Raw genomic sequence first — 24,719 nt, 5'->3', positions numbered from 1 at the left:
CGACATGGTCGTAAGGGGAATACGCGGAGCCATCACGGTGGAGCGCAATGAAGAAGCGGAAATCCTGAACGCGACGATCGAGATGCTCGGGGCGATCGTGGCCGAGAACAACGTGAAGCCGGAAGATATCGCGCACGTCTTCGTCACCGTGACGCAAGATTTGGACGCGGCGTTTCCGGCGAAGGCGATCCGGCAAATGCCGGGCTGGGAGCTCGTGCCGCTCATGTGCGCGCTCGAAATTCCGGTGCCGGGCGGCTTGCCGAGATGCATCCGGCTCATGGTGTCGGTCAATACGGAGAAGGCGCAGCACGAAATTCACCACGTCTACTTGAACGACGCGAAGAAGCTGCGTCCGGACTTGTCCGAGACGAGCCGGGCGTAACGAAGCTTTCGTTTATGGCATGATATCGCCTACTTTATCGAGATTCGGTAGGAAGAGGGTTCCGGGAAGCGCCGCTGCGCCGAACGGAGCTTCTTTATTTGGAGGTTGACTCCGGCTTCCGCGCTCTGGTATAGTATAGGAAAGCCGGTCGGGAGCGACCGGATGAGCGCGAAGGCGTAGAAGCCGGAGCGGAGAGACGAGTAGAGCGAGCTTGGAGTTCGGAGAGCAGAGTGGAGCGGAGTCGTGAAGAGCCCATATCAATTCGGTTGTTGCGTCTTTTTTACGCATGCGCCGCATTTTTATGTATGCTTTTGCACGAATGTTCGATGCATCACTGCAAACCGCAAACGACGAACCTCTACTTCGGTAGAGGTTTTTTTATTGCCCGAGTCCATCTACGGAGGAGAGATGACGATGTATACGCCCGAACTGAAAGAAGTGATTCGCCTCGCCCGCACCTACAACCTGATCCCGGTCGTGCGCCATTTGCTGGCCGATACGGAGACGCCGATCCGCGTATTCCAGCATTTCTATAACGATGCGCGCGCGTTTCTGCTGGAAAGCGTCGAGGGCGGCGCGAAATGGGCGAGATATTCGTTCATCGGCACCGACCCGTTTCTGATGGTGAAGGGCAAGCACGGGCAAATGGAAATCGAGCTGAACGGCGTCCGCCGGACGGTCGACGACAAGCCGCTCGAAACGCTGAAAGGGCTGCTGCGCAGCTACTCGAGCCCCGCGCTGCCGGACTTTCCGCCGTTTACGGGCGGGGCGATCGGATTTTTCGGCTACGATCTGCTGCAGCATTACGAGAAGCTGCCGGCTCACCGCCATGACGATATGAACATGAGCGATATCGAATTCATGTTCTGCGATCAGGTCATTGTGTTCGACCATTTCAAGCAGCAGGTGAAGGTGATCGGCAACGTCCACATCGAGAAGCACGCGACCGACGCGCAAATCGCCGAGGCGTACGAGAAAACGTGCGCCAAGATCGACGCCACGATCGAGCGGATGCAGCAGCCGGTGCCGCAGCGGACGAGGCAAAATCCGATTCCCGCCGACGTGGAGCTCGGCGAGGTGCACTCCAACCTGACGAAGGAGCAGTACATCGGCAACGTCGAGAAGGCGAAGGAGTATATCCGTGCCGGCGACATTTTCCAGGTGGTGCTGTCGCAGCGGTTCCATATCGAAACCGACATATCGCCGCTGTACGTCTATCGCGTCCTGCGCACGATGAATCCGTCGCCCTACATGTACTACTTGAAAATGGACGACGAGGTTATCGTCGGCACGTCGCCCGAAGCGCTCGTCAAGGTGGACGGCGGCCGTGTCGAAACCCGGCCGATCGCGGGCACGCGGCCGAGAGGGAAGACGGCGGAGGAGGACGCGGCGCTCGAGAAGGAGCTGCTCGCCGACGAGAAGGAGCGGGCGGAGCATCTCATGCTCGTCGACCTGGGGCGCAACGACATCGGCCGTGTCGCCGAATTCGGCTCCGTGAAGTGCGACATGTTCATGGAAATCGAACGGTATTCGCACGTCATGCACATCGTCTCGAACGTCTCCGGCAAGCTGCGGGAGGACAAGGATTTCTTCGACGCGTTCGTCTCGTGCCTGCCGGCCGGCACGGTATCCGGAGCGCCGAAGCTGCGGGCGATGGAAATTATCGCCGAGCTCGAACGCGAGGCGCGCGGCGCTTACGCGGGAGCGATCGGGTACCTCGGCTTTTCCGGCAACCTGAACACGTGCATTACGATCCGCACGCTCATCTTCAAGCACGGCCGCGCGTACGTGCAGGCGGGGGCGGGGATCGTGTGGGATTCCGTCCCGGAGATGGAGTACAAGGAAACGGTCAACAAGGCGATGGGGATGCTGAAGTCGGTCCGCATGGCGGAGGCGATATTCGGCCAATCGAAGGAGCCGGTCGTGACAAATCAGGATTATTACTGAGTCGGACGACCGGACGAAGCGCGAAACAGCAATCGGGAGGGGAACGGACGATGGCAAACGGCATGACGATTCAACAGGCGATCGCCAAAGTCGTCGGCGGCGCGCACTTGACCCGCGACGAGGCGAAGGCGGCGATGGACGTCATCATGGAGGGCGAGGCGACGCCCGCGCAAATCGGCAGCCTCGTGACGGCGCTGCGGATGAAGGGCGAGACGGCCGACGAAATCGGCGGCTTCGCCGAGACGATGCGCGGGAAGGCGAACGCGGTCCGGGCGGAGCGCGCCAATCTGCTCGACACGTGCGGTACCGGAGGGGACGGCGCCGACACGTTCAATATCTCGACGGCGTCGGCGATCGTCGCCGCGGCGGGCGGCATTCGCGTGGCGAAGCACGGCAACCGGGCGATGTCGAGCAAGAGCGGCAGCGCCGACGTGCTCGAGGCGCTCGGCGTCCATATCGGGCTGAGCGCGGACGAAGCGTCGGCTTGTCTCGAGAAGATCGGCATCTGCTTCATGTTCGCCCAGGCGCACCATCCGTCGATGAAGCACGCCGCCGTCCCGCGCCGGGAGATCGGCATCCGCACCGTGTTCAACCTGCTCGGCCCGCTGACGAATCCGGCCGGGGCCGACCGCCAGCTGCTCGGCATTTTCGACCGGAACCGGACGGAGCTGATCGCCGAGGTGCTCGGCTCGCTCGGCATCAAGCGCGGACTCGTCGTGGCGAGCTACGACGGGCTGGACGAAATCAGCATCTCCGCGCCGACGAAAGCGACGGAGCTGAAGGACGGCTCGATCCGGACGTTCGACCTGTCGCCGGACGATCTCGGCCTGCGCGCGTATCCGATGAGCGACGTCGTCGGCGGCGACGCCAAGACGAACGCGGACATCATCCGCGCCGTCTACGGAGGCGCATCCGGCGCTTGCCGGGATATCGTGCTGGCGAATGCGGGAGCGTGCTTTTATGTAACGGGACGTTGCTCCACGCTTCAGGAAGGTGTAAAATTAGCGGCAGCGGTCATCGACTCCGGCAAGGCGGCGGAGAAGCTGGAGCAGCTAGTTCGCGTAACGGGAGAATTCAGCCATGTTTCTAGATAAAATCGTAGCGACGAAACGGACGGAAGTCGAACGGTTGAAGGCGGCATTGCCGCTGGCGGAGGCGGAGAAGCGGATCGCCGGGCTGCCCCCGTGTCTCGGCTTCGAGCGGGCGATCGCGCAGGAGCGCAAGCGGAGCATGGGGTTGATCGCGGAAGTGAAGAAGGCGTCTCCGTCGAAGGGACTGATCCGCGCCGATTTCGATCCGGTCGCCATCGCCCGCTCGTACGAAGCGGCCGGGACGGATTGCATCTCGGTTTTGACGGACGTCGACTATTTCCAGGGCGCCAACGATTATTTGAGCGCGGTGCGGCAAGCGGTGAACGTGCCGATTTTGCGCAAAGATTTCACGATCGACGCCCGGCAAATCGTCGAGGCCCGCTTGATTGGAGCGGACGCGATTTTGCTGATCGCCGCCATTCTCACGACGTCGGAGATGCGCGACCATATCGCCACGGCCCGCGATTTGGGGCTCGACGTTCTCGTGGAAGTGCACGACCGGGACGAATTGGAGCGGGCGCTTACGCTCGGCACGACGCTGATCGGCATCAACAACCGGAACCTGCACACGTTCGTCACCGATTTGAAGACGACGGAGGAGCTTATCCGCCATATTCCGGCCGGCATTACGGTCGTCAGCGAGAGCGGGATCTCGACGGCGGACGAGATCGGGTACCTGGAATCGATCGGCGCGCGCGCCGTGCTCGTCGGCGAGACGTTCATGCGCAAGCCCGTCATCGAGAACGCGGTGAACGAGCTGATGGGCCCGCTGCCCGCGAGGGGTGCGAAGTAAGATGACGACGGTCAAAATATGCGGATTGAAGGACGCGGAGACGCTGTCCGCCATCCTCCACCTGCCGATCGACCATATCGGCTTCCTCTTCGCCAAAAGCAAGCGGCAGGTGACGCCGAAGCAGGCGGGCGAGCTGACGCGGCTCGTTCGCGAACGGCGGGAGAGAGGACAGGCGGTTCCCTTTACGGTCGGCGTTTTCGTGAACCCGACCTTGGAGCAGCTCGAGGAGACGCTGCGGGACGCGCCGCTCGATATCGTGCAGCTGCACGGCTCGGAATCGCCCGACTTTTGCCGCCGGGTGAAGGAAGCGTTCGGGGTGCGCGTCTACCGCGTATTTTCGGTGACGGGCGACGGCTCGTCCGGGGGCGACGCCGAAGCGGAAGCCGCGCTTGCGCTGGAGCCGTATGCGGGCCGCATCGACGGCATGCTGCTGGACACGGCGGGCGGCGGTACGGGCGTCGCGTTCGATTGGAGCCGGATTCCGGCTTACCAGGCTTGGGCGCGGCGCCAAGGCATCCCGCTGCTCGTGGCGGGCGGGCTGAATCCGGACAACATCGCTTCGCTGATCGAAGCGTACGGGCCGGACGGCGTCGACGTATCGAGCGGGGTGGAGACGGACGGGACGAAGGACGTCGGGAAAATAACAGCTTTTGTCGAAAGGGTGAAACGTCATGAGTCGCATGCAAGTGCCTGACGAACACGGACGGTTCGGCACCTTCGGGGGCCGCTACGTGCCGGAAACATTAATGAACGCGCTGATCGAGCTCGACGAAGCGTATCGCCGCTATTCGCAGGACCCGGACTTCATTAGCGAGGTGCGGACGCTGCTGAACGAATATGCCGGAAGACCGTCTCGGCTTTATTACGCCGAGCGGCTGACGGAGCACCTCGGCGGGGCGAAAATTTATTTGAAACGCGAAGATCTGAACCATACGGGCGCGCACAAAATCAACAACACGATCGGACAAGCGGTGCTGGCCAAGCGGATGGGCAAGAAGAAAGTGATCGCCGAGACGGGAGCCGGCCAGCACGGCGTCGCCACGGCCACGATCGCCGCCCTGCTCGGGATGGAGTGCAAAGTGTTCATGGGCGAGGAGGACACGAAGCGCCAGCAGCTGAACGTATTCCGGATGAACCTGCTCGGCGCCGAGGTCGTGCCGGTCATGTCGGGGACGCGGACGCTCAAGGACGCTTGCAACGAAACGCTCCGCTACTGGGTGAGCAACGTGCACGACACGTTTTATATTCTCGGGTCGGTAACGGGACCGCATCCGTATCCGATGATGGTTCGCGACTTCCAGCGCATTATCGGCGACGAGGCGCGCGCGCAAATTGTCGAGAAGGAAGGGCGTCTTCCCGATGCGGTCATCGCCTGCGTCGGCGGCGGAAGCAACGCGATGGGCATTTTCTACCCGTTCGTGGACGACGAGAACGTTCGGCTCATCGGCGTTGAAGCGGCCGGACGAGGCGTCGATACGGAGGAGCATGCCGCCACGATGACGAAGGGAAGCCCGGGCGTCTTCCAAGGCTCGCTCAGCTACGTGCTGCAGGACGAGTACGGCCAAGTGATGCCGGCGCATTCGATTTCGGCGGGACTCGACTATCCGGGCATCGGACCGGAGCATTCGTACTTGAAGGACAGCGGACGCGCCGAATACGTGCCGATCACGGACAAGGAAGCGCTCGACGCGCTGCAACTGCTCAGCCGGACGGAAGGCATCATCGCCGCTCTCGAAAGCTCGCACGCGGTCGCGCATACGCTCAAAGTGGCGCCGACGATGGGCAAGGATCAAATCATCGTCGTCAGCTTGTCCGGACGCGGCGACAAAGACGTCGAATCGATCATGAGCTACTTGGGAGGTGGCGCGCATGAATCGCATTGACGCGAAATTCGCCGAGCTGAAAGCGCAAGGGCGCACCGCGCTCATCCCGTACATTACGATGGGCGATCCGACTCCCGACGTTTCGCTGTCACTGCTCCGCGAGCTGGAGCTGGCCGGTGCCGACATCGTCGAGCTCGGGGTTCCGTACTCCGATCCGCTGGCCGACGGCCCGGTCATCCAGCGGGCGTCCGAGCGCGCCTTGCAGCATCGGATCACGATTCTCGACTGCATGAAGATCGCCAAGCAGGCGCGCGAGCATAACGTCAACCTGCCGTTCATCCTGTTCACGTATTACAATCCGGTGCTTCGCATCGGACTGGAGACTTTTTTCGAGCTGCTCGTCGAGCACGACATCAGCGGCGTCATCATCCCGGATTTGCCGTTCGAGGAGAACGGTCCGGTCAAGGACTTATCCGATCGGTTCAACGTTCATCTCATCCCGCTCGTCGCGCCGACGTCCGAGGACCGGATCGCGAAAATCGTCTCGACGGCGTCCGGCTTCATCTACTGCGTTTCTTCGCTCGGCGTAACCGGGATGCGTTCCGACTTTTTCGCCGGCATCGACGATTTTCTCGCGACGGTACGCCGTTCGACCGAATTGCCGATCGCGATCGGCTTCGGCATTTCGACCGGCGAGCAGTTCAAGCATTTCTCTCAATCGTGCGACGGCGTCGTCGTCGGCAGCGCGATCGTGCGCAAAATCGAGGAGGCGACGCCGCTCCTGCTGTCGGAATCGTCGCGCTCGGACGGTTTGGTGCAGGTGCGGGAGTTCGTCCGCCAGCTGCGAGGGTAACGGCAAATCATAACGTATGTGCAGGGGGCTATCCCGACGGTCCGGATGTGACCGCGGGGTGGCCTTTTTGGCGTCCTGCCCATTCGGTTAAAAAATACGCGTTTCAAAATGGACCGTACAGGTGGCGAATTTTCGCAATGCGTCGTTGACGGCTTTTCCGAAAGGAGGATATAATAAAAAACAAACTAGATTTAAACCTGAAACGGGGCAAAATCATACAATTTCATCGTGATAATCAAATCAGGTTTAAATCAGAAAGGGGCGCCAGACGTTAATCGACCGCAGTAGCTTCTCTTATCCAACCTAACGAAGGAGCCGTGATCCGATGGACCGCGAAAACGAAAAAAGCAAAACGGACAAACCTGAAAGCGCAAACAAGGAATCGATGAGCAGAAGAAACGTGCTTCGCACGTTGGGCATCGGCGGCGCGGCGCTGGCCGGCTCCGCGCTATCGTCCAAGCTGGCTTGGGCGGCCGAATCGAATGTCAATCCGAACAAGGCGGGCGAAGTGATGCAAGTGGCCAACGTCGGCGAGCTGCTCTCCCTGAACGCATCGAAGCTGGCGGACGGGCAGCATATATTTGTAAGCGGATACAACGCTATCGGCGACGGAGGCGGCAAGCTCGTCCGCTGGAACGCGGCCAGCACGAAGCCGGACAACGGCGGGACGGTGCACGCCGCGGGCGGTTCCGCCGGCCGGTACGAAGTCGTCCATAACGGAGTGGGGGATTTCCGCTGGTTCGGCCTGTTCGGTCCGGCCCAGCCGGCGGACGCGGCGCTCGACGCGCTCGTGGGCGATCCGTCGATCCGTCGGGTCGAGGCGCATTCGGATTTGAACTTTACGAAGCGACACGTCTTTCATCGCAGCGACATCGAAGTCGATTTTCTCGGCCATACCGTCACGACGGAAGGCATCGAGCGCAATACGATCGACAACCCGTTCGGCGCCGTGCTGTTTTTCCAAGGGACGAAGACGGGCGTCGTGCAGGCGGTGACGCTGTCGGCGAACGTGGAGGAATATTCGGACATTTTCGAGGTAAGCGATTCGTCTGTATTCGAGATCGGCAGCTGGTGGCATGCGCAAATCAAAAACAACCCGGGCGGCGGCGCGCAGCGGGAGCTCGACTACTTGGTAAAGGTGACGGAGGTGTTCGACGGGACGCACGTGCGGTTCAACTACAAGTCCGGCTGGCAGCTGGCGGCGGGCCGCATGGTGACGTATACGAAGATCGAGCCGGCGTTCCGCTGTCACGTCCGGAACATGAGCTTCGTCGGCGTGCCGGTGCCGGTCAACGGAACGAGCACGCGTCCGACGCCGGACTGGGACATGATCGGATCGAACCCGGTGGCGTTCGAATACGCGGTGGAATGCGACGCGACGGGCATTAACGCGACGAAGGTGTTCTGGCCGGTCGTCATGCGCCGGTACAATACGCATTTCTTGACGGAGCGGTGCCAGCTGATGAATCCGGAGGAACGCGACTGGGGCGGAACGGGGTACTTGACGCAGCAAATCAACGTGCTGTACGGGCACGTCAAAGATTGCAACACGAGCAACGCCCGCCACCTGAACGATTTTACGTGCGCGGCGTACTGCATGGTCGAGAACTGCCACGGTGACGGAGACGAATACGGCCCGTTCGTTACGCACGGCCAATTCGAGCACGACTTGACGTATATCGGCAATTCCGGCCTGCTGTCGTTCGCGAACAGCGGCACGACCTGGGGGGACAGCGCGAAGCGGATTACGGTGAAAAAGCATATCGCATCGCGGATCGTGGCGAACAAGCGATTGACCGATCTGACGCTGGAAGACTGCCATGCGGTCGTGACGTATACGAAGCCGGGAGCGAAGATGGCGAACTCGGGCTCGATCTGGGTCAATATGGACGGGCTGCAGATGAGAGGCTGTACGGCGCAGGAAATGATCACGATCAGCAAAGGGTCGTCGCGCGCGAAGCGGCGGAACATCATCGACAGCTGCTCGTTCGGCATGCTGAACGGCTACGAGATCGCGCGTCCGATCCGGACCGGGACGACGGCGGTCGGTTATACGCCGAGCAACGGGGAGCTGACGATTGTAAACAGCGAGTTCACGAACGTCGAGGACGTCAACCTGGGCAGCATCAACAAGCTGACGCTGATCAACACCTGGTTCAAGGGATCGTCGCCGACGACGGGGAAAGTGCGGGTCGGCACGCGGGAGATCGTCATGCAGGGCGGCGGCTTGATCAACTGCGGATTCGTGTTTACGGGCGCGTGGGATAAGACGGGCGACGTGAACAACGCGCCGAATACGCCGAACCAGTCGATTACGGTCGACGGGGGAGCGGTGTTCAGCGGGACGAACGGCGAGAAGGCGTTTCTGAAAAGCACGGCGGCCGGCAACGTCATCGATTGGACGTTCGGAGACGTGACGAGCGTTGCGGCGGACGCCGAAACGGCGCATTTCCATATCGAGAACGGCAGCCATAAGCTGAGGGCGTACCGCTCCCGGTTCAAGGGGGGCAAATACGTCGCCGCCAACGGCGGGTTCGGAGGCGCGAATTATTTGGTCCTATCGTCGATCATCGAGGAAGGCGTCGACCGTTCGTCGCTTCCCGCCGAGGACGTAACGATCAAGCATAGCGAAGGCAACATCGTCATCTGATTGAGCGGACGGGCGGGGGCGCGATCGCGGATCGAGCGCACCGCCGCCCCGTCGGAGAAGTCCGAATAAGTCCCGGGGGCCGCCCCCGGGACTTATTCGCGATCGAACGGATATCGCGGACCGGAAGCGCAGCGCCGCTCTCCGGCCGAAAGCAAGCTTCCAACGGTTGACAGGCCGTGTCGGCCGGTTGCTATAATAGTACTGTTCGTATCGACTGCAAAAGAGGGTATCGCATGAATGCATCCAAAAGCCGCAAAAGCCCGCGCGAGCGTCTGAACGCCATGGTCGGCCGGCTTCGCGACGAGATCGCCGCGGGTCAAAGACGCGCCGGCGAGTTTCTTCCGTCGGAGAAAGCGCTGGCCGAACAGTTCGAGCTGAGCAACCAGTCCGTACGGAAAGGACTGGATATACTCGTCGCGGAAGGCTGCATCGAAAAAATTCCGCGCGTCGGCAACAAAGTGGTCGCACCGGAGCGAAGCTCCGTCACGACGATCAAGTTCGGCTTCCACTCCTCCGTCATCGGGGAAGCGAGCCTGCTGCAGTTGATCGACATGTTTCAGGAGGCGAACCCGCATATCCGGGTACAGCCCGTCCCGATGACGAGCTCGAGCTTTCATTATATAGGCCAATACTTCGGAGGCGGTCTCCTCGACGCCGTCATGATGAATTATACCGATTTCCGCGATTGTCTGGAGAGCGGCGGCCGAGACTGGCTGGAACCGCTCCCGCGCAATCCGGAGCTGTATTCGTTTTTATCCGACGCGTTTGCCTCCGACGGCCTTCAGCTCCTCCAGCCGTTCATCTTCTCGCCGCTGCTGCTCGCCTACAATCGGGCTCATTTTGCGGAGAAGGGCGTCTCCGAGCCGGACAGCAGCTGGACGTGGCGCGATTTGATCCGGACGGCCCAACGGCTGGCGGTTCCGAACGAGCGAGTCGGCTTTTTGTTCGACCTCGACTCGGCGAACCGGTGGCCGCTGCTGCTGCTTCAGTCGGAGGCGACGTTCGAGCGGCGCGCCGACGGCTCGTTCCGGCTAGACGGGACGCGGATGATGGAGACGCTGCGGACCGTGCGCGACATCAAGCGCGACCTGTCGCTCCTGTCCGAGGGCGTGCCCGCGGGCGAGCCGGAGAGGATGCTGGCGAAGGGCAAGGCGTCGATGATCGTCACCAGCTTTTTTTATTTGAATTATTTGCAGAACGAATCGGTCCCGTTCGACGTCGCGCCCGTTCCTCATTTCGGCAAGCCGATGTCGCTGCTGCTTGCGATCGGACTCGCGGTCAACCGCCAGTCGAACCCGAAGGAGAAGGAGGCGGCCGCCCGTCTTCTCGACTATTTGACTGCGAAGCAGGCGCAGACGTTCGTCCGCCGGCAAACGTACAGCCTGCCGGCGCTTCGGCAGGCGGCGGAGTGGGTAGGGGAGGAGACGATGTACCGGCCGTCCCGCTTCTCGCTGTTCCGCGAGACGATACCGGGGTTCCGCCTCTTCACCGAGCTCGGCATCGGCGCGGAGGAGCTCTACCGTCTGAACCGGGAGCTGAAGCTGTATTGGGCGGGACTCGAGTCGGATCGCTCGCTGTGCGCCGAAATCGAATCGTGGAGCCGGGGCGGCGGAGCGTGACCGGTTCCGTTTTTTTGCGCCAGGAATCGGGCCGTCCAGGCGGACCGGTTCTTTTTTTTCTGGAAAGCCGGGTGCAAATGCGATACAATACTGTTTATATGGCCGCCTCCCTCGCGGAAATCCGCGCGCAAGGGCGCAAGACGGCTTTATTCGAGAAACGTATCGACGCTTTACTGCTGTAACGATCGTCAAGCGTTCCGACGTTCGCAGTCCATCCCATCCTTTATAGAGGTGAATTCCGTGCAGCCGAAATCGAATATTGTCCATCTGCCGGTTTACCAGCCGGGCAAACCGATCGAAGAAGTGAAGCGCGAATTGGGCTTGACCGAAGTCATCAAGCTCGCTTCGAACGAAAACCCGTTCGGATGCTCTCCGAAGGCGAAAGAAGCGATCAAAGCGGAAGTCGAATCGACAAGCCTGTATCCGGACGGCGGAGCCGTCGAGCTGACCGCGGCGCTGGCCGCCTCGCTCGGCGTCCAGCCGAACCAGATCATCTTCGGCGCCGGCTCCGACGAAGTCATTCTCATGATCGCCCGCGCCTATCTTGTCAAAGGCGACGAAACGGTTATGGCAAGCCATACGTTTCCGCAATACAAGCATAACTGCGAAATCGAAGGGGCCGTCTCCGTCGAGGTGCCGCTCAAGGACGGCAAGCACGACTTGCCGGCGATGCTCGCGAAAATCAACGAGCGGACGAAAATCGTCTGGGTATGCAACCCGAACAACCCGACCGGCACGATGGTCACCCGCGCGGAGCTGAACGATTTCCTCCGCCAAGTGCCGCCGCATGTGCTCGTCGTGCTCGACGAGGCGTATATCGAGTATACCGACTCCGCCGACTTCCCGGACGGCATCGAGCTGCTCCCGCAGTACAAAAACGTCATCACGCTGCGCACGTTCTCGAAAATTTACGGCCTCGCCTCGTTGCGGATCGGCTACGGGGTCGGCCACCCGGACGTCATTCATTCGATCAATCAGGTGCGCGAGCCGTTCAATACGAGCCGCTTCGCCCAAGCGGCCGCCAAGGCGGCGCTGCAGGACGGCGAGTTCATCGCCTACTGCCGCGAGCAGAACGCGAAAGGAATCGCCTACTTGACCGGCGAATTCGATCGTCTCGGCTTGTCCTACTATCCGGCCCACGGCAATTTCATCATGGTCGACGTGAAGCGTCCGGCCAAGGAAGTGTTCGAAGGGCTGCTGCGCAAAGGATTGATCGTGCGCGGCGGACACGCGCTCGATTTTCCGACGAAAATCCGCGTCACCGTCGGCAGCGCCGAGCAAAACGCCAAGTTCGTGGAGGCGCTCGAGCGAGTGCTGGACGAGGTGGCGGTGCAAGCCTAATCTAACCCGTAAAGAGTGAATCGAATGATCAAAGTCGCCATATTCGGCGTCGGATTGATGGGCGGCTCGTTGGCGCTTTGCTTCAAAGGGAAGCCGGGCATCCGCGTCGCCGGCCATTCCAACAATCCGGCCCAAGTCGAAAAATATTTGAAGCGCGGCGTCGTGGACGAAGCGAGCACCTCGATGCAGGAGGTGGCGGAGGACGCCGATTTCATCTTCCTCTGCACGCCGGTCGGAAGCTTGGAGCCTTACTTGGACAAGCTGCTCCGATGCAAGCTGAAGCCGGGCTGCATCGTGACCGACGTCGGCAGCACGAAAAGCTCGATTACGAAGTATGCGAGAAGCAAGGCGGTGCCGTACGTCCATTTCATCGGCGGTCATCCGATGGCGGGCTCGGAGAGGTCGGGCGTCGAGGCGGCCAGCTCGCACTTGTACGAGAACGCGTATTACGTCCTGACGCCCGACGATGCGACTCCCGCGGAGGCGTACGACCGGCTCGTGGAGCTGCTGCGCCATACGAGAGCGCACATCGTGCGCGTCGATGCGGACCGGCACGACGAAATCGTCGGCGCGATCAGCCACCTGCCCCATGTCATCGCGGTCGCTCTCGTCAACCAGGTCGCCGGCTACAACGAGCGCGACGGGCTGTACCAAAGCTTGGCGGCCGGCGGCTTTCGCGACATTACGAGAATCGCGTCCAGCCACCCCGATATGTGGCGGGATATTCTGCTCAACAACCGCGAAGTCGTCCTCGCACTGCTGCGGGACTGGAACGCCGAGATCGCCAAGTTCGCCGATATGCTGGAGCGAAGCGACGGGGACGGCATCGTCCGCGAGTTCAAGCGGGCGGGAGCGTTTCGCAGCCAGCTGCCGGAGCGGCGCAAAGGCGTCATCACGTCGATCTACGACGTCTATGTCGACGTGCCGGACCATCCTGGCATCATCGGACAAATCGCCACGCTGCTCGGCAACAGCCGGATCAATTTGAGCAACATCCATATTATCGAGAGCCGGGCCGACGTGCCGGGCGTCCTGCGGTTGTCGTTCCGCAACGAAACCGATCTGGAGGCGGCGATCGAGCTGCTCAAGCGCCATCGGTACGAAGTGCGGCAGTAGCCGAAAAATTTTTCGAAAAAGCGTCGAAACGATGAAACCGTTTCGGCGCTTTATTCGTCTAATGGAGAGATGATCGACCGACAACCGAATATCGATGAGAAACCGTTTTCAAAAAAAGTATTGACAACATGAAAACGGATACATATAATAAAAGTACAGTATGGTTTCTCTCCACTCCTATCCGAAAATATCGCACTTTGTGCAGCCACCGGTTTCGGTGGTCTTTTTTTTGCGTTCGGAACGGGATCCGGCTGATCGAATGGCAACAAATCCGATTTCGTGTCGAAAAAAAGAAGGATTTTTCCTAGTATTTGCAGAACTGTTATAGCTTAAAGCGTATCGAATCATCCTGTACTTTTTTGCGGATGGTGCGCAACTTTTTGCTCCCGTCATAGTAAAAGGAAGTAGACTAGCGGCAGGGAGCGTCACTCGGAACGCGAGGAGGGGCGCTTGTAATGACCGATTCCCAGCTCATTCGGGAAATCAAGGACGGCAACGTGCAATATTACGAGGAATTGATGCGGCGTTATGAGCGCAAAATTCTCTCGTTCATTTTCCATATGCTGAAAAGCGCCCGTATGGAAGCGATGGCCGAAGACCTTTGTTCCGAGACGTTTTACAAGGCTTACCGCAGCCTCCATTCCTTCCGCGAGGTCGAAGCGTCGTTCTCGACTTGGCTGTATACGATCGCCCGCAACACGGTGCTCAGCGAGCTCCGTAAAAATAAAAACGTCAACGTCTCGTTGGAGGAGAACGGGGCGATGTCGTTCGCCGCTTCCAGCGAGCATACGCCGGAGCAGACGATTTTGCGCAACGAGAAAGTGACGATGGTGCGCGACGCCATCAACAATTTGCCGGAGAAGCAGCGCTCTGCGCTTATTTTGCGCGAATACGACCAGCTCGACTATCAGGAAATCGCCAACATATTGGGCCAGACGGTCAGCTCGGTGAAATCGCTGCTGTTCCGGGCTCGCGCGAGCGTAAAAATGCAGCTGGAACCGTACATGGAGCCTATCTTTAAAGAGTACGAAGGGATGAATCAGCGATGAAATGCGACGACGTTCAAGAATGGCTGGGTGCCTACTGGGATTTGCCCGAAGACGACGAGCGGCGCCGGGCCGTCGACGAACATATCGGGCAGTGCGAAGCGTGCCGCGAGGAATTCGAGATTTGGGCGGAAAGCACCGCCTTGATCCGCGATACGGTCGGTACGGCCGAACGTCCCATCGGCTACAAGCCGGTGTCGCATCAGGTGATGCAGCGCATTTACGCCGACGAATCGTGGCGCATCCCGATCCCGCAGCGATTGTACGCGTTCTCCTATAAAATGAGAAGAAACTTGACCGCCGTCGTGGCGTTTTGCATGACGCTGTTCGTCTTCGGCTTCGTCCTGTCGATCATGGGCGTCGGAGGCGGTTCGGAGGATGCAACGCCCAAGTACGGCTTGAAGCCGGTAGCGAGCGTCTCGGCGGATGCGCAGGCCGGTTCCGGCAAGTCGAAGCCGCTCCCCGTATCGACGATGACCGCCAGCTTGAAAGACCCGTACATGGTGACGATGGGGCCGATCCGGAGCGTCCCCGACTATATGGTCGTCGTCTCGCTGCTCGGATTGACGGGGACGATATTGATCATGAACTGGCTGTCGAGGACAAAAGCATAACGAAACCGAAGACCTCCGCGCGAGGTCTTTTTTTGGGAGGGCATCGACGATGACGACAATCGGCTTGATTCGCCACGGGACGACCGACTGGAACGTAACGGGGAGGCTGCAGGGCCAAAACGACATTCCATTAAATGAAGCGGGACGATGGCAGGCGGTACGGCTTGCCGAACGGCTGCGTCGGGAGCGGTGGGACGCGATCGCGAGCAGCGATCTGGCGCGGGCGCGGGAAACCGCCGACATCGTGGCCGAAGCGGCCGGCATCGGCCCGGTTCGGCTCGAAGCCGGACTGCGCGAACGGACGCACGGCCGGCTGGACGGAACGACGCTGGAGGAGCGGATCGCCGCCTGGGGGCCGGACTGGAAGGAGCTCGATCACGGCGTCGAGAGCGACGAGCTGCTGTTCGCGCGCGGCTACGCCTGCATCGAGAAGCTGCTGCGCGAGTTCGAAGGCAGGCGGCTGCTCGTCGTCTCGCACGGCGCCTTCATCGGCGTCGTGATGGAACGGCTGCTCGGGCCGCGCATGCCGGACGGCCTGCTCCGCAATACGTCCGTCAGCATTTTGGAACGGACAAACGACGGGTGGCTGTGCCCGCTGTACAATTGCACGTCCCATCTCCCCGCCTGACTAGAACCGATATGCCTTGCGAAGAGCTCTCCGGAGCTCTTTTTTTGCGTTCGATCGCGCTGCTGCGAAGGGTGGAACGGCGACCGGCGAAATTTTCCAACCGGCGTTTATTTTTCGCAAAAACAGCGATAATGGGTAGTAAGTACCCATTCGGAGGAACGCTATGAATTTGGCCGACATGCTTTGCTACGCCGACATTCAACAGTTGAGCAACATCGCCCATACGTACGAGTGCGAGTGCAACGGTCATTCCAAAAACGAGCTGATCCAGTCGATCTTGTCTCGCGTGAACCGGAGGGAGGTGTTCGAGCGTCAAGTCGGGGACTTGTCGACCGAGGACATCCGTTTTCTCAATTCGCTCGTCTTCGAGCGGCGCGATTTGTTCAGCTTGGAGGAGCTTCTCGCCCGCGCGCAGCAGTCGAATTTCGGAGAAGGGGCGGGGACGCGGAATCCGCGCGACATGATATCCGGCTTCAAGCACCGGGGATGGCTGTTCAACGGATACTCGCAAAATACGAAATATTTGTTCCAGCTGCCGCAAGATTTGAAGAAGCGGTTCACGGACACGCTCGCCCGTTCGTTCGGGCGGGAGCTCGAATACGCCGACGAGCCGTCCGTTTATCGCGACGAGCAGCGGCTGATCGTCGACGACGTCTACCACGTTCTTCATTATATGTACCACCAGGAGGTCGCCTTGACGTCGGACGGGTCGATCCACAAGCGGCATTTGCAGCAGCTGCTCGACCGGCTGTCGGTCAAGGAGGAGCCGGTGCCGAAAGGGGGATGGCGTTTCGGGTACGGGCGAAAATTTCGCGATTTGCCGAGCCGGTTTTCGCTCATCTACGATTACTGCTACTATCAGGACTTGCTGACGGAGCAGCCCGGACGTCTCGCCCTTACCGACAAAGGGGAGCAGACGGTGCTGGAGGGCCGGCGCGAAGATTTGGCGCAGGTGTACCGGTTTTGGCTCAAGCTGTACAAAGGACCGATCCCGAACCTGCAGTCGCTCGTCTTCTGGATCGGGAAGCTCGCAACGGATTGGGTGAGCGCCGAGTCGCTCGGCAACGCGCTCGTCCGGCTCATTCGCCCGTTCTACTACGATACGCCCGAATCGATTTTCGACGCGAGGGTGCTGCAGATGATGATGCATCTCGGCCTGATCCGGATCGGAGAGGACGAGCGGGCGGGGAAGACGGTTATCGTGACGAAGATGGGCGAGAGCGTGATCGCCGGGACGTACGTCTCCGACGAGGAGACGATCCCGGTCGCGTTTGACAACGCGCCGTTCCCCTGATACAATCGCTCCATTTCCAAATCGATACGGGGAACGGAGTGAGACGTATGCTGCACAAGTACAAAGAGTCGTATCCGTCGGTACATCCGAGCGTCTTCGTGGCGCCGGGCGTCCAGCTGATCGGAGACGTGACGATCGGAGAGCAATGCTCGATCTGGTACAACGCCGTGCTGAGAGGAGACTTGGCGCCGATTCGCATCGGGGCCCGGACGAACATCCAGGACGGCTGCATCGGGCACGTGAACGCGGATCAGCCGCTTCTCGTCGGCGACGAAGTATCGGTCGGCCACGGTGCGATCATTCACGGCTGCACGATAGGCAGCGGCACATTAATCGGCATGGGGGCTATCGTACTTAACGGTGCGGACATCGGTGAATATGCTTTAATAGGGGCGGGATCTCTCGTCACGGAAAACAAGTCGATTCCCGGCTATACGCTTTCGCTCGGCTCGCCCGCGAGGGTGGTCCGGGAATTGACGGAGCAGGATTTGCAGCGAATGAAACGAACGATGGAAAGCTACGTGCGCAAAAGAGCGGAATTCCGGGAAGGCGGCGCTTGACGGATGAAGCGCGCCATCCGCTTTTCGGCCACCGGCTTTTCTGGACGGGGAGGGGTGCCCTTTGGAAAAAATGGACGTTTCCGGTTATGCGGCCATGTTGGGACTTTTCGCGGAAATGGTATGGGACGAAGCGATTCGCAAACAAAAAGAACAGACGCTTTACCGGGAAATCGACAGCGCCCTGGCGAGGGGGGACGAACAGACGTTCATCGCCCTCGCGCAGCAGTGGAAGGAGCTTCATTCGTGATCGTACTCCCGGGTACGTCGACCGAAAGACGGTGAACCGCGTTCAACCGTCTTTCTTTTTGTCGTTTGGCCGGCTGCGGCTCGCTCCACCTTACCGTCCGGTTGACTCCGCTCCCCGGAAAGGGGTAAAGTTAGGGACGGAACATTCGCGACGAAGGAGAGGACAAGCTTGAAATTCAGCGACATCGAACGATCCGCCTGGGAAGGGCTGAAGCCGTATTTGGATACGTGCCTGCTGCCGGTCACGGGATTGTCGGGCTTCGAGCAGCCTTGGGAGGCGACGCAGGAGCTCGAATATTTGAGAGACGTGATGGATTGCGTGGAAGGACCGTTTAAAGGAAGAATCGTCACGTATCCGGCGTTTCATTATATCGAAGGGCCGCACGGAGCGGATGCGGTCAACGCGGTATGCTGCAAATTGAAGGCGGCGGGATTCCGTTACGTGATCGTCATTACCGGCCATCCGTCGGCGGCCGCCGCCCGCATCCCCGACGCCGATTTGCTGCTGTGCCCCGAGGCGCCGGACGGAACGGTATTGGATGCCGCGGCATTCCGCCAAGCCGTCAACCGGGACGTACAGGCGATGTGGCAGGCGGGAGCGGCGAAACCGAGCGAATCGAGCGAAACGTAAGCCAAGCGGGCGTATGATCGGGCGAAAAATTGCGAAGGATAAGTTCGAGACGAACTTGTGACAATTTCGTTAAATGTTGCCTTCAACGTTTCGGAACGGCTCGGATTTGCTCGGGCTCCGTTCTTGACGGTCTACATGACGTAGGCTATTATATTTATGTCCTAGTGTGTTGTGCAAAGAAATGTCGTATTACGGCGTAACGATAAATGGCATAAAAGGGGGTAGAAGACGAATGCATGACGCTCACAACAAGCACTCTTCCGAAAAACCGATTACGCGGCGCGAAATGTCCCGCCGTCAATTTTTATCGTATACCCTCGGCGGTACGGGCGCATTCATGGCGGCGGGCATCACGATCCCGATGATCCGTTTTGCCGTCGATCCGATGTTGCAGCCGTCCGGCGAAGGCACGTTCGTAAAGGTTGTGGAAGAAAGCAAGATCACGAACGAGCCGAAATCGTTCAAATTCCAGATCCATCAAGTCGACGGCTGGTACGAGAGCGACATCGAGCTGGAAGCGTGGATCATGAAAGACGACAAAGGAGACATTTACGCTTTGTCGCCGGTATGCAAGCATCTGGGCTGCACGGTCAACTGGAACGCCGATCCCAGATATCCGAACCAATTTTTCTGTCCTTGCCACGAAGCGCATTATACGAAGGACGGCAAAAACATGGCGGTCGCGCCGGCTCCGCTCGACGAGTATAAGGTCAAGCTGGAGAACGGTTTCGTTTATCTCGGCAAAGTGCAACCGAACCAACACGTCACGAAATAAGGAGGCGTTTCGATCAAATGTTCAAAAGCATGTATAACTGGATTGACGAACGTCTTGACATCACTCCTTTATGGAGAGACGTAGCGGATCACGAAGTTCCGGAGCACGTCAACCCGGCGCACCATTTCTCGGCGTTCGTATACTGCTTCGGGGGACTGACCTTCTTCCTGGTCGTCATCCAAATTTTGTCGGGCATGTTCCTGACGATGTATTACGTTCCCGATATTATCAACGCCTACACGAGCGTAGACTATTTGCAGCATAAGGTCGCCTTCGGCGTCATCGTGCGCGGGATGCACCACTGGGGAGCCAGCTTGGTCATCGTCATGATGTTCCTACATACGCTGCGCGTCTTTTTCACGGGTTCGTACAAGGCCCCTCGCGAAATGAACTGGGTCGTCGGGATGCTGATTTTCTTCGTCATGCTCGGTCTCGGCTTCACGGGCTACTTGCTGCCGTGGGATAACAAGGCGTATTTCGCGACGAAGGTCGGCATCGGAATCGCGGCGTCGATTCCGGTCATCGGGGATTATATCCGCACGTTCCTGCAAGGCGGCGAGATCGTAGGCGCCCAGACGTTGACCCGCTTCTTCGCGCTGCACGTGTTCTTCCTGCCGGGGGCTCTACTTGCACTGCTGGCCGGACACTTCTTCATGATCCGCAAGCAGGGCATTTCCGGACCGCTATAATCGAAGGGAGGACAAATGCGTGGCACACGGTCATGATTCTAAAGAAAAAGTGGTCTACGTCGGGGATTCCCGCGTTCGCAAAAGAAATGCGATGATTCCGCCCGATTATTCGGCCTATCCGGGCAAGTCGGAAGCGTTCGTCCCGAACTTCCTGCTGAAGGAATGGATGGTCGGCGCAGTCGTGCTTGTCGGCGTCCTCGTGCTCGTCATGCAGGAACCGGCCCCGCTCGGCTATCCGGCGGATCCGCTCAACACCGGCTTCATTCCGATGCCGGACTGGTACTTCCTCTTCTTGTACCAATTTTTGAAATACCCGTACGTTTCGGGCAATACGTTCAAAATCTTCATGGGTTCGATCGTATTTCCCGGCATTTTCTTCGGGGCGCTCATGCTCGCTCCTTTCCTCGATACGGGGAAAGAAAGACGGTTTTACAAACGTCCGATCGCGTCCAGCTTGATGTTTCTGTCCCTGATCGCCTGCATCCACTTGACGGTCGTCTCTTGGATGCACTATCAGAAAGAGCTGACGGACAAAAACATCATTCCGGAGCATATCAAGCGCGAGCAGGAAGCCGAAGCGGCGAAGAAAGCCGGAGGCGAAGGCGGCGGCGCGCAGAAGCCTGCGGGCGCGGCCCAAATCGTCGCTCAGGACGATCCGGGCTATCAGATTTATCAAAAAGCGACTTGCGTCAGCTGCCACGCCAAAGATTTGAAGGGCGTAAGCGGCATGCCGGCTCTGCGCGGCATCGGCGACAAGCACAGCAAGGAAGAAATTTTGAACATCATCAAGAACGGCAAGCCGCCGGGGATGACCGCCCAGTATGACGCCAACATCCAGAAAGGTCTTTCCGCGGCCGATATCGATACGCTGGCCGACTGGCTGGCGAAGCAGAAGAAGCAATAATCGCAAGATCCGAACGAAGCCTGACCGCATACGCCGGTCAGGTTTTTTTTGAAGCCGACCCGGCGAAGGCCGAAGTCGCGAGAAGGGGGAGCGGGTTTGTCGTTATGGTATTGGTTTAGCCGCGAATGTCTGTTCAACCGGTCGTTTTTGCTCGCCCTGTTCGTCGTCAACGTGCTCGGGACGATTTACGGGTACGTCTGGTATTGGGATCAAATCGTCGAAACGGTGACGCGGATGCCGCCTTGGCTCGTCCTGTTCGTTCCCGACAGTCCGACGGCCAGCCTCTGGTTCACGGTATCGCTTGGGTTACTGCTGTTTGCGCCGCGTGCGGCCGGCTCGGCAGCGGCGGGGTGGATTGCCGCGCTGGGCGCGGTATCGTCGGTCAAATACGGCGTATGGGCCGTTGCGATGAACGCGGCCGTCGCCGCCCAAGGAGAGCGGCTCGTATGGGAGGAATGGATGCTCATCGCCTCCCACCTTGGGATGGCGGTGGAGGCGCTGCTCTTCATCGGGAGGTTTCGCGTCCGGGCCGCTCCCCTGGTTTTCACGCTGCTCGCCCTGCTTCTGAACGATTGGCTCGATTATCACGCGCTTATCTACCCGTGGCTGCGGGACGTGCTCTTGGACGATCTGGCCGCCATTGAGCTGTTCACGTGGACGCTGACCTTGGTCAGCACGGCGCTCGTCGCGCTCGTCATACGCTGGTCTAAAATCGGACATCCCCCCATAAGATGATGACGAGGGGGGATGTCCGATGCTCGTATTCGGGACAAAGCGGATGGGGGCGGCTTGCTTTGCGGTGGCGATCGCCGTCGCGCTGCTCGCGGGGTGCGGTCAAGACAAACCGGCCGCCGTCAAGGAGGCTTCGCCGGAGCAGCTCCGGCAAGTGGAGCGGCTGAACGATACGGCCGACCAAATGTACCGGTACGTCATGGAAGGCGAGATCGAGAAGGCGCGGGACAAGCTTGACGAGATCGGGGGCAAGCTGACGGAAATCCGATTCGAAGGGATGGCGACGGTCGAAGGCGTAAGCGCGCTTTCGGAATCGGTCGTCCAAGCGAAGCGTACGTTACAGTCCGTTCGCGTGACCCGGGAGGATGCACAGGCGGCTGCGGCGAAAATCCGGCTCGCCACCGACGCTTTGACGCACGATCATCAGCCGATGTGGCTTCAATATTATAAAGGAATGAAAGAAAACGTCCACCAGCTCGGACAAGCGATCCAGCTGCGCAGCAAGCAGGAGGCGGCGGGACGTCTGCAGCAGCTGTACGGCCGATACGACATGATCCGGCCTTCGCTGCTGATCAGCAAGCAGCCGTCGGACGTGGAGAAGATGGACTCGCTGTTCACGTTCATGCGGTCGCAGCTGTCGCAGCCGGAGCTTGACCCGAAGCAGGCGGGCAGCGGCGTCGAGCATATGGAGCAGGCGATCGACGATTTGTTCGGCCGTCACGAGAAGGCGGCGTACGCCGTCATGGTCGAACGGCCGCTCCCGTACACGTGGGTATTCGGCATCGGCTCGATTATCGTGGCGGTGCTCGGATTCGCGGCTTGGCGCATTTTCCGGTTCGAGCGCGGCAGTTTCAGGTGAGTCGGTTGCAGCGGCACGGAGCTAACGCTCCGTGTTTTTGTCTTTCCTGCCGCTTCGACGGCGCGGCCGCCGGTCAATGGCTTCGGAAGCCTTCTCCGAGCACGTCGTGAACGTCCGACAGGATCATAAACGCGTACGGATCGACCCGCTTGACGATCGTTTTCAGCTTGCGCGTTTCGTTGCGCGACACGACGCTGTAGACGACGGTTTTGTCGGCGTTCGAAAAAGCGCCCTTGGCCGGAAACAGCGTGACGCCGCGATCCATTTCGCGCGTAATCGTACGGGCCAGCTCCTCTCCTTTCTCGGACATAATCGTAAAGGCGACGGCGGCGTAAGAGCCCTCGGTGATGAAGTCGATCGCTTTCGAAGCGACGAAGACGGCGACGAGCGTGTACAGCACCTTTTCCTTCGGGATGTACAGCAGCGAAGAGCCGATGACGAGCACGTCCACGAACAAAATGATCTGCCCCATGCTCCATCCTTTCGTCTTGTTGAGCAGGCGGGCGACGATGTCCGTGCCGCCGGTCGTCCCGCCGAACCGGAATACGATGCCGAGTCCGGTGCCGATCGTGACGCCGGCGTACAACGTCGCCAAAAAGAAATCGTGCTCCGAACGGAACGGCACGATCCAGCCCCGATGAATCGCGAGCTCCATCGCCCATAAACAAAAGCTGAGCATCACCGTTCCGAAAATCGTAAGCACCATGGCCGTGCGTCCGATCGTTCTCCAACCGACGACGAACAGCGGAACGTTCAACAGCAGCGTCGTATACGATACCGGAAAATCGAACGCGTAGTTGAGCAGCAGCGAAATGCCCGTCAAGCCGCCCTCCATCAATTCGTTCGGGATGACGAAGTAATGGAGCCCGAACGCGTAAACGGCCGTGCCGAGCGCGACCGGGAGCCAGGAGCGAAGCGCTTCCGCCATCGGTTTGATCATATCGTTTCCTCCGTTCTTGCTTGGGACGTGATAAGGTATCGGTCATGCGTCCATACGTATAGTCTGTGCAAAAGAGCCGGTATGCTATATCGTTTCGTCTGAAACGGGCGACCGCAAAAAAGGATTTGTTTTCATCCCGCCTTTTGCGTTATTCTGTAGAGTAGAACGGACAGCCGGACCGAATGCGAAAGGGGTGCCACATGTCAAATAAATCGATACAGGATATTCAAAAAGAAGTGGACGCCTACATCTCCCAGTTCAAAGAAGGATACTTCAGCCCGCTGGCGATGCTGGCCCGCATGTCCGAGGAAGTCGGGGAGCTGGCGCGGGAAGTGAACCACCGGTTCGGCCCGAAGCCGAAAAAGCCGGACGAAGCCGACAACTCGATCGAGATGGAGCTAGGCGATATTTTGTTCATCACGGTATGCTTCGCCAACTCGCTCGGCATCGACTTGGGCAAAGCCCACGACGCGGTCATGCACAAATTCCAAACCCGCGACGCGAACCGTTGGACGAAAAAGGACACCGAAAACGGCTAGACGACATATGCTGTACCATCGAATGGCGAGGCTTTGTTTCTAAAGCGTAAGCCATGTTCGCATGCCCGGGAAGACGATTCCGACGTGTGACGCGCTCTTCCCCGCAAAGGAGGAACGGGATGGACGGCGAGTACGAAATCAAAAAGGCGTATGCTTCGATACTGGATTCCGACTTTGAACGGGCGATCGACTGGTTCGAGCAAGCCGTTCAGCTGGATCCGGACAATGCGGATTATCATTACAAGCTGTCGATTACGTATGCGAGAAGCAACCGTCTCGGCAAAGCGATCGAACACGCCAGACGGGCGCTTCGGCTGAGGCCGGACGACGAGACGTACCGGTTCCACGTCGATACGCTGGAATCGAAGCGGCTCGTCCAGGAGGCCGAGAAGCATTTGGACGGCACCGAACGGGCGCACTTATCGGTGGCGCTGCTGAAGGACGCGATCGCGCTCGACCCGCTTTCCTCGGAGGCGTACTTGCTGCTTGCCGCCGCATACGGCGAGCTGCGGGAATACGGACCGGCCGTGCAGGCCGCCAAGGAAGCGTTGAAGCTCGACCCGAACAGCCCCGAGGCGAGCAGGATGGCGGACGAATACCGACTGAAATGGAAAGCTTATTTGCAGCCTTAGACCGTAAAGGAGAGA

26 protein-coding genes are annotated in these 24,719 nt (G+C 59.6%); 25 read left to right on the top strand and 1 reads right to left on the bottom strand.

Features of this window, described 5'->3' with window-relative positions; all coding sequences use genetic code 11:
- Positions 1-4 precede the first annotated feature (4 nt).
- From aroH to DLM86_RS10105, 23 genes are all read left to right on the top strand, one after another.
- Positions 5-382, top strand: a complete 378-nt coding sequence (gene aroH, locus DLM86_RS10220) for a chorismate mutase (RefSeq protein WP_110839911.1) — start codon at positions 5-7, stop codon at positions 380-382.
- A 414-nt stretch (positions 383-796) separates the two neighbouring features.
- Positions 797-2,329 carry an anthranilate synthase component I gene (gene trpE, locus DLM86_RS10215; RefSeq protein WP_110839910.1) on the top strand — a complete coding sequence of 511 codons (1,533 nt, stop codon included), beginning with the start codon at positions 797-799 and terminating at the stop codon, positions 2,327-2,329.
- Between the two features lie 50 nt (positions 2,330-2,379).
- On the top strand, positions 2,380-3,423 hold the full coding sequence (gene trpD, locus DLM86_RS10210; protein WP_110839909.1) for an anthranilate phosphoribosyltransferase: 1,044 nt from the start codon (positions 2,380-2,382) through the stop codon (positions 3,421-3,423).
- Complete coding sequence (trpC, locus tag DLM86_RS10205; protein ID WP_110839908.1) at positions 3,410-4,213, top strand: indole-3-glycerol phosphate synthase TrpC; 804 nt, start codon at positions 3,410-3,412, stop codon at positions 4,211-4,213. Before trpD ends, trpC begins: the two co-directional genes overlap by 14 nt.
- Position 4,214: 1 nt before the next feature.
- Positions 4,215-4,907, top strand: coding sequence for a phosphoribosylanthranilate isomerase (locus DLM86_RS10200; protein WP_110839907.1), 693 nt, complete (start codon positions 4,215-4,217; stop codon positions 4,905-4,907).
- On the top strand, positions 4,885-6,096 hold the full coding sequence (gene trpB, locus DLM86_RS10195) for a tryptophan synthase subunit beta (protein WP_110839906.1): 1,212 nt from the start codon (positions 4,885-4,887) through the stop codon (positions 6,094-6,096). The genes DLM86_RS10200 and trpB overlap by 23 nt, the downstream gene beginning before the upstream one ends.
- Positions 6,083-6,889: a tryptophan synthase subunit alpha gene (gene trpA, locus DLM86_RS10190; protein ID WP_110839905.1), complete on the top strand. Its 807-nt coding sequence runs from the start codon at positions 6,083-6,085 to the stop codon at positions 6,887-6,889. Before trpB ends, trpA begins: the two co-directional genes overlap by 14 nt.
- Positions 6,890-7,214: 325 nt before the next feature.
- Positions 7,215-9,539 carry a hypothetical protein gene (locus tag DLM86_RS10185; RefSeq protein ID WP_211326505.1) on the top strand — a complete coding sequence of 775 codons (2,325 nt, stop codon included), beginning with the start codon at positions 7,215-7,217 and terminating at the stop codon, positions 9,537-9,539.
- A 233-nt stretch (positions 9,540-9,772) separates the two neighbouring features.
- Complete coding sequence (locus DLM86_RS10180; protein ID WP_110839904.1) at positions 9,773-11,158, top strand: extracellular solute-binding protein; 1,386 nt, start codon at positions 9,773-9,775, stop codon at positions 11,156-11,158.
- A 240-nt stretch (positions 11,159-11,398) separates the two neighbouring features.
- Complete coding sequence (hisC, locus tag DLM86_RS10170) at positions 11,399-12,499, top strand: histidinol-phosphate transaminase (RefSeq protein WP_110839902.1); 1,101 nt, start codon at positions 11,399-11,401, stop codon at positions 12,497-12,499.
- 24 nt (positions 12,500-12,523) lie between these two features.
- A complete protein-coding gene (locus tag DLM86_RS10165; protein ID WP_110839901.1) occupies positions 12,524-13,615 on the top strand; it encodes a prephenate dehydrogenase in 1,092 nt (363 codons plus the stop codon).
- 455 nt (positions 13,616-14,070) lie between these two features.
- Positions 14,071-14,664, top strand: coding sequence for an RNA polymerase sigma factor (locus tag DLM86_RS10160; protein WP_110839900.1), 594 nt, complete (start codon positions 14,071-14,073; stop codon positions 14,662-14,664).
- Complete coding sequence (locus DLM86_RS10155; protein ID WP_110839899.1) at positions 14,661-15,275, top strand: anti-sigma factor family protein; 615 nt, start codon at positions 14,661-14,663, stop codon at positions 15,273-15,275. Before DLM86_RS10160 ends, DLM86_RS10155 begins: the two co-directional genes overlap by 4 nt.
- 49 nt (positions 15,276-15,324) lie before the next feature.
- Complete coding sequence (locus DLM86_RS10150) at positions 15,325-15,903, top strand: histidine phosphatase family protein (protein WP_110839898.1); 579 nt, start codon at positions 15,325-15,327, stop codon at positions 15,901-15,903.
- A gap of 163 nt (positions 15,904-16,066) precedes the next feature.
- Entirely contained in the window at positions 16,067-17,197 is a 1,131-nt protein-coding gene (locus DLM86_RS10145) for a hypothetical protein (RefSeq protein WP_110839897.1), read from the top strand.
- A gap of 47 nt (positions 17,198-17,244) precedes the next feature.
- Positions 17,245-17,757 carry a gamma carbonic anhydrase family protein gene (locus tag DLM86_RS10140; RefSeq protein WP_110839896.1) on the top strand — a complete coding sequence of 171 codons (513 nt, stop codon included), beginning with the start codon at positions 17,245-17,247 and terminating at the stop codon, positions 17,755-17,757.
- A 70-nt stretch (positions 17,758-17,827) separates the two neighbouring features.
- Positions 17,828-18,004 (top strand): IDEAL domain-containing protein, encoded by a 177-nt coding sequence (locus tag DLM86_RS10135; protein WP_425453961.1) that lies wholly within the window; start codon positions 17,828-17,830, stop codon positions 18,002-18,004.
- A gap of 168 nt (positions 18,005-18,172) precedes the next feature.
- Positions 18,173-18,634 (top strand): DUF2487 family protein, encoded by a 462-nt coding sequence (locus tag DLM86_RS10130; RefSeq protein WP_110839894.1) that lies wholly within the window; start codon positions 18,173-18,175, stop codon positions 18,632-18,634.
- A 232-nt stretch (positions 18,635-18,866) separates the two neighbouring features.
- Entirely contained in the window at positions 18,867-19,409 is a 543-nt protein-coding gene (locus tag DLM86_RS10125; protein WP_110839893.1) for a Rieske (2Fe-2S) protein, read from the top strand.
- A gap of 17 nt (positions 19,410-19,426) precedes the next feature.
- Positions 19,427-20,098 carry a menaquinol-cytochrome c reductase cytochrome b subunit gene (qcrB, locus tag DLM86_RS10120; RefSeq protein WP_110839892.1) on the top strand — a complete coding sequence of 224 codons (672 nt, stop codon included), beginning with the start codon at positions 19,427-19,429 and terminating at the stop codon, positions 20,096-20,098.
- Positions 20,099-20,117: 19 nt separating this feature from the next.
- Complete coding sequence (locus DLM86_RS10115; RefSeq protein ID WP_110839891.1) at positions 20,118-21,002, top strand: c-type cytochrome; 885 nt, start codon at positions 20,118-20,120, stop codon at positions 21,000-21,002.
- 96 nt (positions 21,003-21,098) lie between these two features.
- On the top strand, positions 21,099-21,737 hold the full coding sequence (locus DLM86_RS10110; RefSeq protein WP_110839890.1) for a DUF1405 domain-containing protein: 639 nt from the start codon (positions 21,099-21,101) through the stop codon (positions 21,735-21,737).
- Between the two features lie 19 nt (positions 21,738-21,756).
- The gene (locus tag DLM86_RS10105; RefSeq protein ID WP_110839889.1) at positions 21,757-22,593 is read left to right on the top strand and encodes a sporulation protein YpjB; all 837 of its coding nucleotides are present in this window, start codon (positions 21,757-21,759) and stop codon (positions 22,591-22,593) included.
- A 73-nt stretch (positions 22,594-22,666) separates the two neighbouring features.
- Here the strand turns inward: DLM86_RS10105 and DLM86_RS10100 are convergent, their stop codons facing one another.
- Positions 22,667-23,533 (bottom strand): YitT family protein, encoded by an 867-nt coding sequence (locus tag DLM86_RS10100; RefSeq protein WP_110839888.1) that lies wholly within the window; start codon positions 23,531-23,533, stop codon positions 22,667-22,669.
- 200 nt (positions 23,534-23,733) lie between these two features.
- Here DLM86_RS10100 and DLM86_RS10095 point away from each other — a divergent pair, with 200 nt between their 5' ends.
- Positions 23,734-24,072, top strand: a complete 339-nt coding sequence (locus tag DLM86_RS10095) for a nucleotide pyrophosphohydrolase (RefSeq protein ID WP_110839887.1) — start codon at positions 23,734-23,736, stop codon at positions 24,070-24,072.
- A gap of 119 nt (positions 24,073-24,191) precedes the next feature.
- Positions 24,192-24,704: a tetratricopeptide repeat protein gene (locus DLM86_RS10090; protein WP_110839886.1), complete on the top strand. Its 513-nt coding sequence runs from the start codon at positions 24,192-24,194 to the stop codon at positions 24,702-24,704.
- Positions 24,705-24,719: the final 15 nt, after the last annotated feature.

This window comes from Paenibacillus flagellatus, assembly GCF_003217775.1.
GTDB lineage: Bacteria > Bacillota > Bacilli > Paenibacillales > NBRC-103111 > Paenibacillus_AB > Paenibacillus_AB flagellatus.
Note: the sequence above shows the minus strand (reverse complement) of the source record. Positions and strands in the feature narration are given on the sequence as shown.

Bases quoted from the DNA above. Each gene is read 5' to 3' on its own strand.
- DLM86_RS10090 (WP_110839886.1), top strand. From the start codon at position 24,192: ATGGACGGCGAGTACGAAATCAAAAAGGCGTATGCTTCGATACTGGAT.
- DLM86_RS10165 (WP_110839901.1), top strand. From the start codon at position 12,524: ATGATCAAAGTCGCCATATTCGGCGTCGGATTGATGGGCGGCTCGTTG.
- trpD (WP_110839909.1), top strand. From the start codon at position 2,380: ATGGCAAACGGCATGACGATTCAACAGGCGATCGCCAAAGTCGTCGGC.
- DLM86_RS10145 (WP_110839897.1), top strand. From the start codon at position 16,067: ATGAATTTGGCCGACATGCTTTGCTACGCCGACATTCAACAGTTGAGC.
- trpA (WP_110839905.1), top strand. From the start codon at position 6,083: ATGAATCGCATTGACGCGAAATTCGCCGAGCTGAAAGCGCAAGGGCGC.
- DLM86_RS10135 (WP_425453961.1), top strand. From the start codon at position 17,828: ATGGACGTTTCCGGTTATGCGGCCATGTTGGGACTTTTCGCGGAAATG.
- DLM86_RS10180 (WP_110839904.1), top strand. From the start codon at position 9,773: ATGAATGCATCCAAAAGCCGCAAAAGCCCGCGCGAGCGTCTGAACGCC.
- DLM86_RS10200 (WP_110839907.1), top strand. From the start codon at position 4,215: ATGACGACGGTCAAAATATGCGGATTGAAGGACGCGGAGACGCTGTCC.
- DLM86_RS10155 (WP_110839899.1), top strand. From the start codon at position 14,661: ATGAAATGCGACGACGTTCAAGAATGGCTGGGTGCCTACTGGGATTTG.
- trpB (WP_110839906.1), top strand. From the start codon at position 4,885: ATGAGTCGCATGCAAGTGCCTGACGAACACGGACGGTTCGGCACCTTC.
- DLM86_RS10160 (WP_110839900.1), top strand. From the start codon at position 14,071: ATGACCGATTCCCAGCTCATTCGGGAAATCAAGGACGGCAACGTGCAA.
- DLM86_RS10140 (WP_110839896.1), top strand. From the start codon at position 17,245: ATGCTGCACAAGTACAAAGAGTCGTATCCGTCGGTACATCCGAGCGTC.
- DLM86_RS10150 (WP_110839898.1), top strand. From the start codon at position 15,325: ATGACGACAATCGGCTTGATTCGCCACGGGACGACCGACTGGAACGTA.
- DLM86_RS10185 (WP_211326505.1), top strand. From the start codon at position 7,215: ATGGACCGCGAAAACGAAAAAAGCAAAACGGACAAACCTGAAAGCGCA.
- DLM86_RS10095 (WP_110839887.1), top strand. From the start codon at position 23,734: ATGTCAAATAAATCGATACAGGATATTCAAAAAGAAGTGGACGCCTAC.
- trpE (WP_110839910.1), top strand. From the start codon at position 797: ATGTATACGCCCGAACTGAAAGAAGTGATTCGCCTCGCCCGCACCTAC.
- aroH (WP_110839911.1), top strand. From the start codon at position 5: ATGGTCGTAAGGGGAATACGCGGAGCCATCACGGTGGAGCGCAATGAA.
- DLM86_RS10105 (WP_110839889.1), top strand. From the start codon at position 21,757: ATGCTCGTATTCGGGACAAAGCGGATGGGGGCGGCTTGCTTTGCGGTG.
- qcrB (WP_110839892.1), top strand. From the start codon at position 19,427: ATGTTCAAAAGCATGTATAACTGGATTGACGAACGTCTTGACATCACT.
- DLM86_RS10125 (WP_110839893.1), top strand. From the start codon at position 18,867: ATGCATGACGCTCACAACAAGCACTCTTCCGAAAAACCGATTACGCGG.
- DLM86_RS10100 (WP_110839888.1), bottom strand. From the start codon at position 23,533: ATGATCAAACCGATGGCGGAAGCGCTTCGCTCCTGGCTCCCGGTCGCG.
- trpC (WP_110839908.1), top strand. From the start codon at position 3,410: ATGTTTCTAGATAAAATCGTAGCGACGAAACGGACGGAAGTCGAACGG.